Here is a 17,512-nt window from a genome sequence, read left to right on the forward strand (position 1 = left end):
GAAAACGGCAGCACTCATAAGGAGCATTTTTCGCATGTCTATTACCTTGATTAGCTTCAAAAAGTCAGTTTTCGGGAATCAATTGGCTCCCTCGGCAGATAATTGCCGAACCGGGAAAATTTATCAATATTCCGTGTTAAGGGGTTCTTTAAGTTTGTTGTCTCAGGCGAGACCGTTGAAAATGTCAATGAAAGCGGTTCGTTTCGCATGTTCCTGGCGGAGCCGGGCCGAACAGCGGTGGACTTAAGCTCTCTGGCGGCTCCGGATCGGGCGCGGTCAGACCATGCGGTCAGACCATCATTTCCTTGGTGGCCGACAGCCGGACCTTTGGGTGATCGCGTTCGATGCGGTCGATGTCCCATTGCAGCCGGGTCAGGTAGACCAGATCGCCATCGTTGTCGTGCGCCATATGGCCCCTGTTTTCCTTGACGAAGGCCTCGACCGCGTCTTCGGCGCCGTGGACCCAGCGCGCAGATGTGAACTGGGAGGGTTCGAACCGGACGGGCAGGCCGTATTCCAGCTCGATCCGGCTGGCCAGAACCTCGAATTGCAGTGCGCCGACGACACCGACGATAAAGCCCGAGCCGATCGCCGGCTTGAAGACCTTGGCGGCGCCTTCCTCGGCGAACTGCATCAGGGCCTTGTCGAGATGCTTGGCTTTCATCGGGTCGCCCGCGCGGCAGGTGCGCAGCAATTCGGGCGCAAACGAGGGGATGCCGGTGACCCGCAATGCCTCGCCCTCGGTCAGGGTGTCGCCGATGCGCAGTTGGCCGTGGTTCGGGATGCCGATGATGTCGCCGGCCCAGGCCTCTTCGGCCAGTTCGCGGTCGGCGGCGAGGAACAGCACCGGGTTGGTGACAGCCATCGGCTTCTTCGAGCGGACATGCATGAGCTTCATCCCGCGCCGGAAGTGTCCCGAGGCCATGCGGACAAAGGCAACGCGGTCTCGGTGCTTTGGATCCATGTTCGCCTGAACCTTGAAGACAAAGCCGGAAACAGCTGTTTCTTCGGGGGAAATCTGCCGCGGTTCGGCGCGCTGGATCTGCGGCTCGGGGCCATACCGGCCGATACCGTCCATCAGTTCCTTCACCCCGAAGGAGTTGATCGCCGAGCCGAACCAGATCGGCGTCATGTGGCCCTCGAGCACCGATTGCGGGTCGAGCGCGGGCAGAAGCTCGCGCGCCATCTCAAGCTCTTCCTGAAGCTGCTCCAGCAACTGCAAGGGAACATGTTCGCTCAGCTTCGGGTCGTCGAGCCCGTCGATCTGGATGCTGGCCGAGATCCGGTTGCGGTCGGCGCGGTCCATCAGTTCCAGCCGGTCGCGCAGGATGTCGTAGCAGCCGATGAAATCCTGCCCGCGCCCGATCGGCCAGGAGGCCGGAGTGACGTCGATGGCGAGGTTCTCCTGGATCTCGTCGATGATATCGAAGGTATCGCGGCTTTCGCGGTCCATCTTGTTGCAGAAGGTCAGGATCGGCAGGTCGCGCAGGCGGCAGACCTCGAACAGCTTGCGGGTCTGGCTTTCGACCCCCTTGGCGCCATCGATCACCATGACCGCCGCATCGACCGCGGTCAGCGTGCGATAGGTGTCTTCGGAAAAATCCGAGTGGCCCGGCGTGTCGACCAGATTGAAGCGGAACGAATTGTAATCGAAAGACATCGCGGAGGCCGAGACCGAGATCCCGCGGTCCTTTTCCATCTGCATGAAATCCGACCGGGTGCGCCGCGCCTCGCCCTTCGCGCGGACCTGTCCGGCCATCTGGATCGCGCCGCCGAACAGCAGGAACTTTTCGGTCAGCGTGGTCTTGCCGGCGTCGGGATGCGAAATGATCGCAAAGGTCCGGCGGCGGGCAATTTCGGGCGGCAATTCGGGGCGGTTGGTGTCACGGTCGGGCATGGCCGCGATATAGCGACGGGCCGGGGCGGGGGCAATCGCCATCGGGTCGGGGCCGTTGTCCGCGAGGCCGGGGCACACCCTGACCTCGGCCAAAGGCAGCGCGGCCCGGTATGCCATAGACGGGACGGTGCGGCGATCAGGGACCGGCTGTTTCGCGCCATAGCACTTCTGCAGCGTGGTGAAAGCGCAGGGCCGGCCGGCGACTGGTTCACTGGTGTCGAAGCATTGCATTCCGTGCATGGCGGGTTGGCCGGTTCGGCGATTGTTTAGCGCTAACATAGGGTCCATCTATCTGGTGTCGGAAACGAAACACACAACCGACCATATGGAGATAAAGATGACCTTCTTCGAAACGATCCGCAGCTTCGCCGCCAAACGCGCCCATTATGCCCGCACGATCCGTGAACTGCGCAGCATGTCGAATGGCGTGGCCCGCGACCTTGGCATCAACCGTGACGACGTTGCCAATATCGCCTATCGCGCCGTCTACGGCGCCTGACGGGCATGACGGCCCGCACAGGCGGCGTGCCGGCGCCTTGGACACCGGACCCGATCAACCAAGTCTAATGGGCAGGCCCGCGCGCCTGCCCATTGTCGTTCGTGGCCCCCGTTTTCTGATCCCGTTTATCATGGCCCGCATTTTCGGGTATGCACCGCTCCCTGACTTTGGATCGCCGGATCGAGGATGAAGTCGAAATGGGAACGCCATTGGGTCACATCCCCGGGGGATGGCTCGACCCGGGCGACCAACGAGGCTTTCACACCGAAAACGGCATCAGATTCGAGATATTGGTCGCCGTCCACGAAGGTGTGAGTGACCAGTTTCTGAAATCCCGGCGCGGTCACCAGGAAATGCATATGCGCCGGGCGATAGGGATGACGATCCAATGCGTCCAGCATCCTGCCGACCGGGCCATCGTCCGGGATCGGGTACGAGGTGGGCTTGATGCCGACAAAGGCATACGCCCCGTCCTTGTCCGTCAGAAAAGTGCCGCGGTTGTTCCATCTGGGCTGACGGCCGGGCTGCTGAACATCGTAATACCCCTCGGCATTGTCAGACCAGACTTCCACCCGTGCATCGGCGATTGCCACCCCGGTTGGGTCGAGGACCCGGCCTTCGAACAGGCAGCTTTCGCCTTTTCCATCGAGGGTAATGGTGTCGCCCATTGCCCGCAGCGGGGCTTTTTCGACGTGGAACGGCCCGAGAACCGCATTCTCAGTCGCACCCGGGGAGCGGGGGTGTCGCACCCGGAAAGCGGGGGGTGTCGAGCGCATCGACCAGCATCGAAAGACCAAGTACGTCCGAAAGCAGAATGAACTCCTGCCGTTCGTCGCTGCACGTCTTGCCGGTCTGCGTCAGGAACTCGATGCCGAGATCCCATTCCTGCTGCGTCAACCCGGTCTCCTTGGCAAAGGCGTGCAGATGGCGGACCAGCGAGGCCATGACCTCGGCCATACGCGGGCTTGCATCGGGACCAATGCGGGAATTCACCACCTCGACCGATTTTTCTTCCGTGAAATACCTGATGTTCATGTGTCCTTGCCCTCGATCCAGATTTGCCGGCGGCCGATCCTATTGCGGCCCAAGCATGGCTGCCACGGCCCCGGCCTGTTCGGTCTGAAACGGCGAGGACAGAACCAGCACCCGCCTTGCCCCCATCCGGGACAGCTCCTCGGGTAACCGCGCCAGGGTGCCGACGCCAAAGACAATTCGTGCCGGCTGAACTGTCAGCGTGAAGCTCTCCACCAGGTGGGCCATCTATTGCTCCTCCATCATATGCGCTGTGGTGCGGCGCTCAGGCCGAGTTCGGCGTGATGCGCGGGTCGGGGCGATCTTTCTCGACAAAGACAACGCTGTCCTCGCTTGGAATTGGCAGCGGATCGGCGTCACGCGTCCGCCGCAGCCGGATCCGCCGTTCGAGCAGCGCAACGAGCCGGGACAACGAGAAGCAGAGGATAAAGTAGATCAGCGCCAGGATCGCATAGACCGACAGGGCCTCGGTCATCAGCAGCGCGTTCACACGGCCGGCAACATAGGTCAGTTCGCCAAGTGCGATGACATAGCCAAGGGACGATTCCTTAACGATGATCGTGAACTGGTTCACGATCCCCGGCACCACGTTGTAGATCGCCTGCGGCAGGATCACCTTCCAGACGATCAGGCGGCGCGACAGACCCAGCGACAATGCGGCGTCGGTTTGCCCGGTCGGCAAGGCCAAGATGCCGCCGCGGATCACCTCGGACAGATAGGCGCCCTGATAGACGACGATGGCAATGACCACCGACCAGAACGGCGAGATCGGCGCCCCGACGATCAGCGGCACCAGCAGGTACACCCAGAGCAGCAGGAACAGCAGCGGCAGTCCGCGCATCGCATAGACATAGATCGTGGCGAACCAGATGAGCCCCTTGTGTCGCGAGGTGCGGCAGAGCGCGATGAGCAGGGAGACCGGAATCGCCAGGATCAGGCTGACGACCGAGATCATGATCGTCATGGCCAGTCCGCCGATCGGGCCTTCGGGGAAGCTCCCCATCAGGAGATAGGACCAGAATTTCTGGATGATATCGATCATCGTGACGACCTGATTGCAAAGCGCCGGCCGGCATAATCGCCCAGGATCATCATCGGGATCGTCACGGACAGATAGACCAGACTGGCCAATGTGAAGACTTCGAACACGCGGAACGTCGCGCTTTCGATCTGCTCGGTCTGATAGGTCAACTCGGCCACGCCGATGACGCTGGCAATGGCGGTCCCCTTGAACAACCCGATCGAGTCGCCGATCAGCGCCGGCAGCGCATGGCGCCAGGCCTGCGGAATGATGATCCAGATCATCGTCCCGAACTGGCTGAAACCCATCGCCTCGGCTGCCTCGAACTGCACTGGCGGGATCGCCCGAAGTCCGCTGCGGATATTCTCGGAGATGTAGCTTGAGGAATAGAGCGACAGCGCGATCATCGCATAAACGAACTCCGAATTCCTGAGGTTGATCCAGTCGGTGATCACCGAGGGGAAGATCTGCGGAATGGCGAAGTACCAGAACAGAAGCTGCACCAGCAGCGGCACGTTTCGATGGTACTCGACATAGAAGCGCACCAGAAAGTTCAACGGCCAGAACTTGATCCGTCCCAGCGTCACAAGCACTATTCCCAGAGCGAAGGCCAGGAACCAGCAGATCACGAACAGAAGGAACGTGGTCCTCACGCCGGTCAGGAAGTAGCTTCCGTAGACTCCGGTCAGTACGGACGAGAAGTCGAATTGGTAGTTCACAACAGGGTTTCCTCGCTTCTCGTCCGCACCGTTCGATTATTTGATCGGATCGCCCAGGGTAAAGCCGGGCTCGGTACCAAGATCGCCGAAGTAGGTCTCGTACAGCTTCGCGCCATCGCCCGACGCGCCTGCCTCGGCAAGATAGGCATTGGCCGCCGCGACCAGATCGTCGCTGTCCTTGCGGAAGGCAAAGCCGACCGCGGCCGAAAACAGCGGCTCCGGCAAGAGCGTCATCTGATCTTCGCCGATCTTCAGCTGCAACTCGCGCAGGTTGCCCTTTCGGCCCGCCATGGCGACCACCTTGCCTTGCTCGAAGGCGAGGTATTCCTGGTCAGGCGCGTCGAACGAAATCTGCGTCGCATCGGGAAACTTCGACGCGATCACCGGTTCGAGAAGCGAGCCCTTCACACCGCCGATCCGGGCGCTGGTCAGGCCGGAGAAGTCCGTGATGCCGGAGTCGTTGCGCACCGCGATCACAAACGGTTCCACGAAATAGGCATTGCTGAACGCGAGGATTTCGTTGCGCTCCTCCGAGTAGGTGATCAGGGCGGCCAGCAGGTCGACGCGGCCCTGTTGCAGTTCCGGGATCCGGTTGCGCGACGAGACGACCTTGTACTCGACATCGACGCCGATGCTCTTGGCGAGCCCGGCGCAGAGATCGACTTCGTAGCCGACAAGCTTCCGGCTCAGCGGGTCCTCGAAACTGTAGCGGGGCGAGGTGCCTTGTGTGCCGCAGATCAACTTGCCGCGGGCCTTCACCTCGTCAAGTGTTCCGGCCGTGGCCGGAAGGACCATGAAAAGGCCGACCCCGGCAGCCGCTGCCGCAAGGACCATGCCCCGAAAATTCCCAGCACCAAACATCACAACTCCTCCTCTTATTGTCTGTTTGTTCAGATGTCGTCTCGTGTCTTGGGTCGTGCAGTCACCTCTGACCGATGTTTTGGGGCAGGCCGGCGGGTTACCCGTCGCGCTCGCCGGCAAGGGCGACGACGGCATCCATTTCGATCCTTGCCGCCATTGGCAGGCCCGCTACCTGAAATGTCGCCCGGGCCGGGTATGGGGCACGGAAGAAATCCGCATAGACCGCGTTGACCTCTTGCATGCGGTCGAAACCGGTCACCATCATGGTCACCCGAAGGATCTGGTCGCGGGTCGCCCCGGCGGCCTCGACGATGGCGTTGAGGTTGTTCAGACACTGGGCGGTCTGCTCGACCACGTCGTCAGAGATAAGCGCGCCCGTCGCGGGGTCGATCGGCAATTGTCCCGACAGATAGGCGACCCCCTGATGGACACGGGCCAGCGAATAGGGCCCGATCAACGCGGGGGCCTTGTCTGTCACGATGGTCTTTGGCGTGATCACTTTGAACGGCCTTTCAGGACTTTGCGGAGTGGAGGGTTGAGGGCGCTGCGCGCCCTGCGGCCAGCCAGATCAAACCCTGCGGACACCGTCGAGGGCGCGATGGTTCAAGAAAACCGGACATCAGCCGGGCAGGGCCGCAACGATCCTGCCAAGCATCTCGTCGCGGCGCGGCACGTCGTACCAGCGCAGCACGACGATCAGATCGTGGCCGGGATCGATGGCGATGAAGTTGGCGATGCCCGATCCCCATATAGCCTGCGGCGACAGGGCAGGGATCGTTCCGCCATGGTTGTTCCACCACATCAATCCGAAATCGGGGTTGGTCCAGCCGGGTGCGCGCATTGCGTCGAACCAGAGTTCGGGCACCAGCCTTTTGCCGTCCCATAGCCCGCGGTTGAGTTGCAGCTGTCCGAGCCGTGCCAGATCGAGCGCCGAGACGATCATCCCGCCGCCCCAATGCGCGCCTCCCGCGACCACGGTTACGGTGCGGCCCGCAAGTTCGATCTCGGCGCCGTTGTAGCCGTTCCATTGCCAGTCGGAACTGGCGCCGATAGGATCCATCACCCGCTGCCGCAACACGGTCTCAAGCGAGTCGCCGAAGACATGGGTCAACGCCAGCGCCAGCACGTTCACCCGGACATCGTTGAATTCCCAGTATCGCCCCGGAGCCTGACGTTCGCGCGGCGTGCCCTTGGCAAGCGAGTCGGGGCGCTTCGGGACAGCGCGGTTGAAGTCGATGCTGTCGGGGATGCCCCAGAGGCTTCCCTTCCACTCGCTGGTCAGCGTCAGGAGATGACGCCAGGTGATGCTGTTATTTGGAGCGCCGGAAAACTCTGCCGCCTTGACGGTCTGCGAAACCGGCGCATCGAGGGCAGGGATCAGTCCCTCGCCGAGGGCGATGCCGGCGAGGGTCGCAAGGCAGGTCTTGGTGACACTGAAGGCGATGTCGGCACGTTCGGGCCTACCCCATTGTCCGAGGATCGCCTGCCCCTGCACCACGAGCCCCGTCGCGGGGCCACGTTCGGGCAGCGGTCCGATCAGGGCGGCATGCGGCCCCTCCTGATACTCGTCCCGGTTTTCGCTCAGCTTGAAAGCTGCAAGATCGCGGGGCACCGAAGTCTCCCAGCAGCCGATCTCGGCGACCACCGCGTCCATTTTCGGGCTGGGCCGCCGTGTCCATGCGGCCGACGCTGCGTTTTGGTCCATTGATCCCCCCTCGGCACGCCGCGTTCCCGGCGTGCGGAAGGGACTAGCTCGCTTCTCGGAACGTTTCAAGAAAATTCCATTGTATTTTCATCCATGCGAGCGAATTTTTCGCCTATATCCCTATAAAATATGGAAAGAAGGAGTGGTTTCATCCAAATTTTGTTTCTGAAACAAAAAATAATTTCTTGAAACAATACGGACGATGTGCGAGCAGGATCCAACTGGCGCAGACTGGCGCGACGAAATCCTGGTGGAGGGCAACTGTCTTGAAGCGTGTTCTTTTGACTGGCGCGGCAGGTGGTGTCGGGACGCGCCTCAGACGCATCCTGGCCGGACGGTTCCCGACATTGGTGCTGTCCGACATCCGGGAGCCAGCCGACCTGTTGCCTGGCGAAACCTTTGTCGAGGCCGACCTGTCGAACAGCGAGGCGGTGATGCGCGCCGTCGACGGCTGCGATGGCATTATCCACCTTGGCGGGCTGCCGTTCGAATACGAATGGGACAAGATGCTCGAGGCCAATATCATCGGCACTTACAACGTGTTCGAGGCGGCCCGGCTGGCTGGGGTCAGGCGCATGGTGTTTGCCTCGACCAACCAGGTGGTGGGGTTCTATCCGCGCGACCGACGTTTTGGTGTCGACGTTCCGCTGCGCCCGAGCAGCCGCTATGGCGTCACCAAGGCATTCGGCGAATCGCTGGCGGCGCTTTATGCCGACAAGCATGGCCTCAGGTCGCTTTGCATCCGGATCGGCCGGGTCGCGGACCAGCCCGAGGATTTGCGGCGGCTGGCCCTGTGGATACATCCCGAAGATCTGGCGCAGCTGATGTGCATCGGCCTTGAGCATCCCGACATTCACTACGACATCGTCTATGGGGTCTCGCATAACGAACGGTCCTGGTACGACAACAGGCGCGCCGGCGAACTCGGCTATGCACCGATCGGGCGTGCCGAGGATTTTGCCGCCGAGGCGGCCGAATCGCAAAAGACGGCCTACAGCGACCCGATCTCGGATCGCTTCATGGGCGCCAAGCTCTGTTCGCTTGAATATTCCGGCGACCCGGAGCGTTCGGGAACATGATGGCGGGGCAGGCGGAAAGCAGGATCGTATCGGTCTCGCATCTGACGGCGCTCGAGGCGTCGCCCGAGGATTTCATCGACCATGCCGCCGCCGCGGGCTTCAACGCTGTCGGTTTGCGGATCAACCCGCCTGCCCATACCGCAGATCGCTGGCCGGTCGCGGGCGATCCCGGTCGGGCGAGGGCGCTCAGGACCAGAGCGGATGATGCGGGGATCCGCATCTTTGAGGTCGAGACATTCTCGATCTGGCCGGATTTCGACATTGAAAAGCTGCTGCCGGGGCTCGAGGCTGGCGCCGTGATGGGCGCGTCGATGATGGTCTGCGCGGGCATCGACGACGACGAGCCGCGGATGATCGACAGCTTTGGCCAGCTTGCCGACCGGGCTGCCGGATTCGGGCTGAGCGTCGGCATCGAATTCATGCCGTTTCGCCCGATGGCGACGCTGGCCTCGGCGCGGCGCGTCTGGACGGCCGTGGCCCGACCGAACGCAAGGATCCTGATCGACGCGCTGCATCTGTTCCGCTCGGGCGGCAGCATTGCCGAGGTGGCGGCACTCGACCCGGCTTCGGTCGGATATCTGCACCTGTGCGACGCGCCGCTGCAGTCGCCGTCCGCCGGCGGTTTCGCCGAGGAGGCCCGCGGGCACAGGCTCTATCCGGGCGAAGGCGGGTTGCCGCTGGTCGAGCTTTTGTCGGCGCTGCCGCCGGAGCTGCCGGTCAGCGTCGAGGCCCCGACCCGGAACCATGCGCACGCGCCCATGGCCGAGCAGATCCGTCGCGCCGGCGCGGTGACCATGGAACTGTTGGCGGGACTGTCCACCAAGCAATCTGCAGAAACTGCCTGATCCCAGGTCGAGGAGAGAAGATGATCTACGAACTCAGAAACTACAGCGCCATGCCCGGCCGCTTGCCGGATTTGCTGAAACGGTTCGGGACGGTGACCTTGCCGCTCTGGAAAGAGCACGGAATCCGGCCCATCGGTTTCTGGACCGTTGCGGTGGGCGACAGCAACAACCGCCTCTACTATATGCTGCAATGGGACTCGATGGCCGACCGGGAAGAGAAGTGGAACAAGTTCATGCGTGATCCCAACTGGCTGGGTCCGCGCGCAGAATCGGAAAAGAACGGGCCACTGATCTCGGAGATCGTGAACTCGTTTCTGGAACCGACGGCCTTTTCGCCACTCCAGTGACCGCGCTCAGCCCCTCATCGCCTGCCGCCGCATCGGACCCGGTCATCCGGTTCGATCGGGTGAACAAGCGTTACGGCGCGTTCCAGGCCCTGACCGACATCAATGGCGAGGTCGCGAAGGGGCAGGTCATCGTCCTGTGCGGACCCTCCGGATCGGGAAAATCCACGCTCTTGCGCACCGTCAACCGGCTTGAAAGGATATCGAGCGGCCGGGTGACGGTGAATGGCGTCGACATCAACGCCCGGGACACGCCGCTTCAGGCGATGCGGTTGCGCATCGGCTTTGTCTTCCAGCAGTACAACCTGTTCCCGCATCTGACGGCGTTCGACAACATCGTGATCGGCCTCACGAAATCCGCCGGAATGCCGGAAGCCGAGGCTCGCAGCCGGGCAGCCAGACTGCTGGAGCGGGTCAACCTGACGGCGCGGGCGGGCAACTACCCCTCCCGGCTGTCGGGTGGCGAGCAGCAGCGTATCGCGATCATCCGGGCGCTGGCGTTCGAGCCCGAGATCATGCTGTTTGACGAGCCGACAAGCGCACTCGATGCCGAGATGGTGGGGGAGGTTCTGTCGCTGATCCGCGAACTGGCCGACACCGGCATGACCATGATGTGTGCCACGCACGAGATGAACTTTGCCCGCGAAGTCGCCGACCGGATCTGGTTCATGGAACGCGGCAAGATCGTCGTCGATGTCCCGCCGTCGGAATTCTTCGGCGGCACCGGAAACGAACGTGTCGAGAGATTCCTGGGCAACTTCCTGTAGGGGGCTCGATGAAGAAGGACGTGCAGCAAAGGGTCAACCACAGTTCGCACTGGGGTGCGTTCCTTGGCCGGATTGAGGAATACACCCTTGTGGTCGATCCGCCTTTAGACGATCCGCGTCCATCGCCGATCCTGCAAAATATCGCGACCGCGGTGCGCCATCCGGCGCGGGTGCACCACCCGATGGCGCGGCGCGGCTGGCTCGAGCATGGTCCCGGCCGCAGCAACGGCCGCGGCAAGGACGAGTTCGTTCGCCTGTCCTGGCCCGAAGCCACCGAACGGGTCGCCGCCGAGTTGCAGCGCGTCTATGACGCCCATGGTGCAGAGGCGGTATTCGGCGGCTCCTATGGCTGGGCCAGTGCGGGCCGCTTTCATCACGCGCAAAGTCAGATCCACCGATTCCTGAATACCCTTGGCGGCTATGTGCGGTCGCAAAACACCTACAGCGCCGGGGCCGCGATGGTCATCCTGCCCCGGGTGCTGGGCGATTTCGAGGAAATCTACCTGCACAGCGTGCGCTGGGACGAGATCGTCGAGGCCACCGATCTGGTATTGTCCTTCGGTGGCATGGCCGCGAAGAACCAGATGATCTGCGGTGGCGGCACCAGCCGGCATGTGATCCCGGACATTTTGGCCAGGGCCCGACAGAGGGGCACCGAATTTCATCTCGTCAGCGCGCTCAGGGACGATTTCGACGCTGACCTCGGCGCGCATTGGCATGCAGCGCGCCCGGGGACCGACACCGCGCTGATGCTGGGGCTGGCCCATGCGCTGGTTGCCAATGACCTGCATGACCGCGCGTTCCTGAACGAATATTGTACCGGCTACCCGGCTTTCGAGGCCTATCTGACGGGAAGGGCCGACGGTCAGGCGAAAGACGCTGTCTGGGCGTCGGCAATCTGCGGCCTTCCGGCCGGGCAGATCCGGGCCCTGGCCATGAAACTTGCGGAAGGTCGCACGCTGATTTCGGTCAGCCAGTCGATTCAACGCGCCGAGCATGGCGAGCAACCGATCTGGATGGCGATCGTTCTGGCGGCGATGCTGGGCCAGATCGGTCTGCCGGGGGGCGGTTTCTGCTATGGGCTCGGCTCGATGGCCGATTGCGGAAACAGCACGGTTGGCATCGCGTTGCCGCGGCTTGCTCAGGGCACAAACCCGGTCACCGGCTTCATCCCGGTGGCGCGGATCGCGGATATGCTGCTGCACCCGGGCGAAGCGTTCGACTATGATGGCCAGCGACTGACCTATCCCGACATCAAGCTGGTGTATTGGGCAGGCGGCAATCCGTTCCACCACCATCAGGATCTGGGAAAGCTGATCCGTGCCTTCGAGCGCCCCGAAACGATCATCGTCCACGAGACCGCCTGGACTGCCAGCGCCCGCCACGCCGATATCGTGCTGCCTGCGACGATGACGGTCGAGCGCGAGGATATCGCCGCCTCGCGCGCCGACCCGAATGTGATCGCGATGCACAAGCTGATCGAGCCGGTCGGTGAAGCCAAGGATGACTACGACATCTTCGCCGCATTGGCCCATCGCCTGCACCTTGGCGCGGCGTTCACGCAAGGCCGGGACACGGCCGCTTGGCTGCGCGCATTTCACGCCGAGATCGTTGCGGCCTGCGCCGCGAAAGGACACGGGTTCCCGGATTTCGACAGCTTCTGGGCGGCCGGTTCCGCACCGGTCCCGTTGGCGCGGTTCGATGGCGGGCGGCTTGCCAGATTTCGCGCCGATCCGGTCAGGCATCCGCTCGCGACCCCCAGCGGGCGGATCGAGATCTTCTCGCCCACCATCGCAGGCTTCGGGTATGACGACTGCCCCGGCCATCCCGTCTGGCTTCCGCCCAGCGAAGGCGTCGGATCGGCGCGTGCAAAATCCTGGCCGATCCAGTTGATCGCGAACCAGCCGGCGACGCGTCTGCACAGCCAGCTCGACTTTGGCGCCACCAGCCTTGCCGCGAAGATCCGGGGGCGCGAGCCGATGCGCCTTTCGCCCGCCGACGCGGCCGAGAGGGGTATCGCGGATGGCGACATCGTCCGGGTCTTCAACGACCGGGGCGCCTTTCTTGCCGCGGCGGTCATCAGTGACGCCCTGCGCAAAGGTGTTGCCCAGATCGCGACCGGAGCCTGGTTCGACCCGCAATCGACCAAGGACGGGTCGGTCCTGTGCGGTCACGGCAACCCCAATGCCGTGACGCGCGATGCCGGAACATCGCGGTTGGCCCAAGGGACAACTGGTCAGCTTTGCCTGGTCGAGATTGAATGCTACGATGGTCCGCTGCCACCGATGTTGGCCCATCAGCCGCCGTGCGGGGCGGCGTGACGGGGACGGATCCACACTGGACGGTCGGTCGGGAAAGTCAGAGTGGAGGAGTTTGGTGACCAAGCCGCCGACAAAGCGCAGCAGCGACAAGGTTGCGAGCAAGCCAGCGACGATCCGCGATGTTGCCGCGCAAGCCGGGGTCTCGATCGGCACCGTCTCGCGCGTGGTCTCCGGGTCCATTCCGGTCAGCGCGGAACTGAGCCAGCGCGTTGTCGAGGCGGTGGACAGGCTCAACTATCGGCCGCGGTCGCGGACCAGACCCGCGCCCCTGGCTGATACGGGCGTGAAGCTGATAAGCTGCTTCGTCTCTGACATTTCGAACCTGCTCTATGGCCAGGTGGTCAGCGCCGCCGAGGAACGACTGGCGCAATCCGGCTATGTCCTTGTCGTCGCAAACACCGGCAACGACCTGCAACGACAGGACAAGCTGCTGTCGCTGCTGCGCGAACGTCGCGTCACCGGGGCGATCATCTCGTTCGGCGAGGAAACCCATCCCGGACTGGGCGCAGAGCTGAAAAGCGCCGGGGTGCCGGTGGTTATCCTGGATCGCACCGCGCCGCCGGGCATCGACAGCATCCACGTCGATCACCGCGGTGGCGCGCTGGACGCCTGCAGCTATCTTGTCGGTCTGGGCCACCGCCGCATCGGAATGATCATCGCCTCGTCCCGCATCCGTCCTGGAATCGATCGGATCGCCGGCTTCCGCGAGGCCCACAGGCGGGCGGGACTGGCCGCGCCCGACGCGCTGATCCGGACCGATTGTATCACCGCAGATGCGGCCTTTGCCGAAGTGACCCGGCTGCTGCGGATGCCCGAGCGTCCGACCGCGCTGATCTCGCTGGGAAGCCAGGCACTGGGCGGGACGCTCCGGGCGATCAGGGAAATGGGCCTCGAAATTCCGAAGGACGTTTCGGTGATCTGCCTCGGTGATACCGAGCTGGCCAAAGTCATGACGCCGTCCATTACCTGTATCCAGTGGGACCGCTGGCAACTTGGCCGGCAGACCGTCGACATGCTTTTGCATCGCATGGCGAACCCGGGCGCCGAGGCCAGGACCATGACCCTGCCGACCGAGTTCATCTTGCGCAACTCCTGTCAGGAAGTGTCTCCGCCCACGCGAGCCTGAGGTCGCAGATGGCCGCAGCGGGCGTGGCTGTGCAGGCGCCGGCCCGGAGCAGCCAGCCACCGGGCATTCTCGCGCTCTTTCAGCACGATGGCACATAGCGCTTCGGTCAATAGGTCGAACGTCCGCCCGAGACATCGAACACCCCCCCGGTCGAAAACGAACAATCCGGCGAGCAGAGCCAGCAGACCATCGCCGCGACTTCATCGACCATGCCGAGCCGCCCCATCGGGATCCGCGTCGGCGCATTCTGGCGCCCGGCCGGACCTGCGCTGCGGTCGAACAGGGCGCTGTCGAGCGCCGCCGGGGTGACGCAGTTGACCAGTATGCCGGTCTGCGCGAGTTCCTTCCCGATCGATTTTGCCGCCGTCATGATTGCCGATTTGGACGCGGAATAGGCGGCGCCAAAGGCGTTTCCGTCCTTGCCGGCGGTCGATCCCAGAAAAACGATCTTGCCATAGCCGTTCAGGCGCATCACCGGAATCGCGTATTTCGCCGCGATCAGCGGAGCGGTCACGTTGATCTCCATCACCCGGCGCCAAGCGGCGATATCTTGTTCTTCGGTGCTGGTGCGGAGCCCCTCGATACCGACGCAGTTGGCAAGGATGTCCAGACGCCCGGCGTCCTGCTGCACCGTTGCAAAGGCCGCGCGGGTCCGGGCCTCATCCAGCAAATCGACGGTTATGGGGCGCAGACCCGGCAAGTCCGCCGCGGCGGCGGCCAGCGCCGCGGCATTCAGGTCGAACGCATAGACCGTGGCACCGTCCGCCAGCATCCGGGCCGCGACGGCGCGGCCGACGTCCCCCGAGCCGCCGGTGATGACGGCGACATGTCCAGCGATGTCCATCTTGTTCATTTCAGGTCTCTTTCCGAATGTCGTGGCAGATCAAAGCCAGCCCTGGCTGGCGAGGAAGCTTCGCGTTGCCGCGCCAAGATGGCGGGCCCGGTCGTTGAACGGCAGCGCCGCATCGGCGGCCACCGGCGCCTCGATGCTCAGATGCCGGTCGCGAGGCAGCATCGGCATCAGCCGGTCAAGCCAGAGACTGCCCTCGCCCGGGGCGAGCCGGTCGGTCCGCGCCTCGCGGACGAGATCCGCATAGGCCGGGCGCAGGGCGCGGGCATCGCAAAGCTGCACGAAGGCAAAATCCCGAGACGTCAAGCCGGCCAGTTGCTCGGGCGCGCCGCCACTTCGGCTGAAATGGAGCGTGTCCAGCAGCAGGCCCGCATTGGGCTGATCGGCCTGCCACAGCAGGTCGCGCGCCGCGCCGAGCGTCTTGAGCGCCAGATAGGGAATGAACTCCAGCCCGACGGTGATTTTCCGGGTCGCGGCCCGCTGGCAGAAGGCCGCGAACCTGTCGCGCAGCCGCACCGGATCTTCGTCGGGGCCGGTGCAGAGCAGGTTCTTCGCCCCCAGTTCGGCCGCCAGATCCAGGGCCGGTTCGAAGCCGTCGAGATCCACGGTTGGCGTCAGGCCGAAGGCTTCGACGTCGAGGACCTTCAGTCCGGTCGCATCGAGCCGGTGCCTGAGATCGGCACGCGCCTTGCGATCGTTCACCAGATCGACCTCGCCCGGCAGACCGAGTGTCGTGTTGATGCGCAGGCCCACGCCATCGAAGCCACCGGCTGCAGCGGCCTCGACCAGCTGGTCCGGCCGGGCGTCGATCATCGACAGATGTGCAAGCGAGACGGACGGCATGGCTGATCCTTGAACCAGAGGGCGGGCGAAAGCCGGCGGGTCCTGGAGTGCGCCGACGGGTGTCGACGCGGAGATTTGCACCAAATCCCGGCGCCATCAAGCCTTGAGTTGCGTTTGTGGTTGCTGAATATACAACTTAAGGCCAACAGCGTGACTTTGCGGGATGTCGAAGGATTCTGCGGGACGGCGAGGCGCTGATCGATGCGGCGCGGCCCGCCGGACGGCGCTGATCCGGCATGTATGGAGTTCTCTCACGGCAGTTGGCCGAGACGCAGATCCGCGATGCGGCCGCAGGATCGATTGGCTTTGGTTGACAGCGCGACGGATGCTTGACAATATAATCAACAATAGTTGTGTATGTAGCAACTTGTGGCGACCCAATGGGATGCCGTGCAGTGCGACGATGCCTTGACCGGCAATAAGGGTGCCCGTCGCAGGCCGGTGCCCGACAGGTCAAAAATCGCCGCAAGACGCGGCCGAAGGATACAGGAATGCCCAAACCGATCGACTTTTTCTTCGCCATTGGATCCCCCTATGTCTATCTCGGCCTCGATCCGATTGCCGAGCTTGCCAGTCGGCATGACGTACTGCTCGAGGCGCGCCCGGCGCTGCTGATCCCCGAAAACGGCGGCATCTTTTCCAGGGACCGGCCCGAGCCGCGCCGGCAATACTGGTTGAAGGAAATCGCACGCTGGGCGGAGCTGCGCGGCAAGACCCTGGTGATGAGCGACCGCGGCCACCTGTCGGATCCGACCCCGGCCTCGATGATGATCGTCGCCGCCGCATTGCAGGGACTCGACTGGCTGACGTTGACCGACGCCTTGCAGTCGGCGTTCTGGTCGGAGGAGAGGGCCGATATCGGCAAGCCGGAGGTGCGCGGTGCCTTGGCCGACAAGGCCGGATTTGACGGCGCGGCGCTGCTTGCGCTCGAATCCTCGGACGAGGTTATGGCCCGCTGGGAGGAAAACCTTGCCATGTCGAAAAGGCTGGGCGTCTTCGGGATGCCGACCTTTGCCTATGACGGCGAGCTTTACTGGGGTCAGGACAATCTCGACTTTCTCGAACGCCATCTCAATAGCGCGCCGCTCGGCGTTCAATGACGCCCCGGTCGATCCCGGTGTCGCAGGAGCTTGCGGCGCTGGTGCCTCTGGTTCTGCCGATCCGCACCACGGACGGAAGCCGGGTTGCCTTTGCGCAGGCGGTCGATCACAGCGACAGGGCTGACAAGCCGGTCCTGTCGGTTGCCGCCGCGCGCGGTCGCAGCGGGGCCGCGATGGTCTCGACGCTCGAACGTCACCCCCACAGCGGTCAGACTTTCCTGCCGCTCGCTCCGGTGCGCTGGTTGATCGCTGTCGCGCCGGACGATGCGCAGGGGCAGCCCGACCTGTCCCGGCTGCGCGCCGCCGTGGCCGGGCCGGGCGATGCGGTGATCTTCCCCCGCAATGTCTGGCACGCGCCCCTGACCGTTCTGGACGGGGATGCTGCCGATTTCGTCATGCTGATGTGGCGGCTCGATCCGGCCGAGGATACCCAGACCTTTGTCTTGCCGGTCCCGGTCGGATTGGGCGACGTCGCGACATGATCGATGATCGGTTCGCCATCC

The 17,512-nt window shown here is 63.5% G+C and carries 20 protein-coding genes; 9 read left to right on the plus strand and 11 right to left on the minus strand.

All coding sequences use genetic code 11. From position 1 onward, the window contains the following. Positions 1-289 precede the first annotated feature (289 nt). A complete protein-coding gene (locus tag DQG17_RS03635) occupies positions 290-1,897 on the minus strand; it encodes a peptide chain release factor 3 (protein ID WP_116132566.1) in 1,608 nt (535 codons plus the stop codon). Between the two features lie 337 nt (positions 1,898-2,234). On the opposite strand from DQG17_RS03635, the gene DQG17_RS03640 reads away from it, so the two are divergent. Continuing rightward, the gene (locus DQG17_RS03640) at positions 2,235-2,396 is read left to right on the plus strand and encodes a DUF1127 domain-containing protein (protein WP_116132567.1); all 162 of its coding nucleotides are present in this window, start codon (positions 2,235-2,237) and stop codon (positions 2,394-2,396) included. A 128-nt stretch (positions 2,397-2,524) separates the two neighbouring features. Here the strand turns inward: DQG17_RS03640 and DQG17_RS21920 are convergent, their stop codons facing one another. The 8 genes from DQG17_RS21920 to DQG17_RS03675 form a co-directional block, all read right to left on the minus strand. Then, positions 2,525-3,064 carry a hypothetical protein gene (locus tag DQG17_RS21920; RefSeq protein WP_232829314.1) on the minus strand — a complete coding sequence of 180 codons (540 nt, stop codon included), beginning with the start codon at positions 3,062-3,064 and terminating at the stop codon, positions 2,525-2,527. 49 nt (positions 3,065-3,113) lie between these two features. Further along, on the minus strand, positions 3,114-3,431 hold the full coding sequence (locus DQG17_RS21925; protein ID WP_232829315.1) for a dioxygenase: 318 nt from the start codon (positions 3,429-3,431) through the stop codon (positions 3,114-3,116). A gap of 39 nt (positions 3,432-3,470) precedes the next feature. Beyond that, positions 3,471-3,656 carry an iron-containing alcohol dehydrogenase gene (locus tag DQG17_RS03650; RefSeq protein ID WP_116131407.1) on the minus strand — a complete coding sequence of 62 codons (186 nt, stop codon included), beginning with the start codon at positions 3,654-3,656 and terminating at the stop codon, positions 3,471-3,473. A 37-nt stretch (positions 3,657-3,693) separates the two neighbouring features. Beyond that, on the minus strand, positions 3,694-4,470 hold the full coding sequence (locus DQG17_RS03655; RefSeq protein WP_116131408.1) for an amino acid ABC transporter permease: 777 nt from the start codon (positions 4,468-4,470) through the stop codon (positions 3,694-3,696). Then, positions 4,467-5,168 (minus strand): amino acid ABC transporter permease, encoded by a 702-nt coding sequence (locus tag DQG17_RS03660; protein ID WP_116131409.1) that lies wholly within the window; start codon positions 5,166-5,168, stop codon positions 4,467-4,469. Before DQG17_RS03660 ends, DQG17_RS03655 begins: the two co-directional genes overlap by 4 nt. A gap of 36 nt (positions 5,169-5,204) precedes the next feature. After that, complete coding sequence (locus DQG17_RS03665) at positions 5,205-6,002, minus strand: transporter substrate-binding domain-containing protein (RefSeq protein WP_157973513.1); 798 nt, start codon at positions 6,000-6,002, stop codon at positions 5,205-5,207. 124 nt (positions 6,003-6,126) lie between these two features. Further along, on the minus strand, positions 6,127-6,528 hold the full coding sequence (locus tag DQG17_RS03670) for a Rid family detoxifying hydrolase (RefSeq protein ID WP_116131411.1): 402 nt from the start codon (positions 6,526-6,528) through the stop codon (positions 6,127-6,129). Between the two features lie 120 nt (positions 6,529-6,648). Further along, positions 6,649-7,734 carry a serine hydrolase gene (locus DQG17_RS03675; protein WP_116131412.1) on the minus strand — a complete coding sequence of 362 codons (1,086 nt, stop codon included), beginning with the start codon at positions 7,732-7,734 and terminating at the stop codon, positions 6,649-6,651. A gap of 266 nt (positions 7,735-8,000) precedes the next feature. On the opposite strand from DQG17_RS03675, the gene DQG17_RS03680 reads away from it, so the two are divergent. Genes DQG17_RS03680 through DQG17_RS03705 form a run of 6 tightly spaced genes read left to right on the plus strand, consistent with a single transcriptional unit; the run spans position 8,001 to position 14,216 of the window. Continuing rightward, positions 8,001-8,813, plus strand: a complete 813-nt coding sequence (locus tag DQG17_RS03680; protein WP_116131413.1) for an NAD(P)-dependent oxidoreductase — start codon at positions 8,001-8,003, stop codon at positions 8,811-8,813. Next, positions 8,810-9,658 carry a sugar phosphate isomerase/epimerase gene (locus tag DQG17_RS03685; protein ID WP_116131414.1) on the plus strand — a complete coding sequence of 283 codons (849 nt, stop codon included), beginning with the start codon at positions 8,810-8,812 and terminating at the stop codon, positions 9,656-9,658. Before DQG17_RS03680 ends, DQG17_RS03685 begins: the two co-directional genes overlap by 4 nt. A gap of 20 nt (positions 9,659-9,678) precedes the next feature. Next, entirely contained in the window at positions 9,679-10,005 is a 327-nt protein-coding gene (locus DQG17_RS03690) for an NIPSNAP family protein (protein ID WP_116131415.1), read from the plus strand. Positions 10,006-10,064: 59 nt separating this feature from the next. After that, entirely contained in the window at positions 10,065-10,769 is a 705-nt protein-coding gene (locus DQG17_RS03695) for an amino acid ABC transporter ATP-binding protein (protein WP_232829316.1), read from the plus strand. Positions 10,770-10,777: 8 nt separating this feature from the next. Beyond that, entirely contained in the window at positions 10,778-13,090 is a 2,313-nt protein-coding gene (locus DQG17_RS03700; protein WP_116131417.1) for a molybdopterin-dependent oxidoreductase, read from the plus strand. 55 nt (positions 13,091-13,145) lie between these two features. Next, a complete protein-coding gene (locus DQG17_RS03705) occupies positions 13,146-14,216 on the plus strand; it encodes a LacI family DNA-binding transcriptional regulator (protein ID WP_198666016.1) in 1,071 nt (356 codons plus the stop codon). A 106-nt stretch (positions 14,217-14,322) separates the two neighbouring features. On the opposite strand, the gene DQG17_RS03710 is transcribed toward DQG17_RS03705, so the two are convergent. Beyond that, a complete protein-coding gene (locus DQG17_RS03710) occupies positions 14,323-15,069 on the minus strand; it encodes an SDR family NAD(P)-dependent oxidoreductase (RefSeq protein ID WP_116131419.1) in 747 nt (248 codons plus the stop codon). 30 nt (positions 15,070-15,099) lie between these two features. Beyond that, positions 15,100-15,909 carry a sugar phosphate isomerase/epimerase gene (locus tag DQG17_RS03715; protein ID WP_116131420.1) on the minus strand — a complete coding sequence of 270 codons (810 nt, stop codon included), beginning with the start codon at positions 15,907-15,909 and terminating at the stop codon, positions 15,100-15,102. A gap of 491 nt (positions 15,910-16,400) precedes the next feature. Here DQG17_RS03715 and DQG17_RS03720 point away from each other — a divergent pair, with 491 nt between their 5' ends. Both DQG17_RS03720 and DQG17_RS03725 read left to right on the plus strand, forming a co-directional pair. Next, positions 16,401-17,009, plus strand: coding sequence for a 2-hydroxychromene-2-carboxylate isomerase (locus DQG17_RS03720; protein WP_116131421.1), 609 nt, complete (start codon positions 16,401-16,403; stop codon positions 17,007-17,009). Next, a complete protein-coding gene (locus tag DQG17_RS03725) occupies positions 17,006-17,491 on the plus strand; it encodes an ureidoglycolate lyase (protein ID WP_116131422.1) in 486 nt (161 codons plus the stop codon). Before DQG17_RS03720 ends, DQG17_RS03725 begins: the two co-directional genes overlap by 4 nt. The last annotated feature ends 21 nt before the right edge of the window (positions 17,492-17,512 follow it).

This window comes from Tropicimonas sp. IMCC34043, from assembly GCF_003390845.1.
In the GTDB taxonomy this organism is placed as follows: domain Bacteria; phylum Pseudomonadota; class Alphaproteobacteria; order Rhodobacterales; family Rhodobacteraceae; genus Tropicimonas.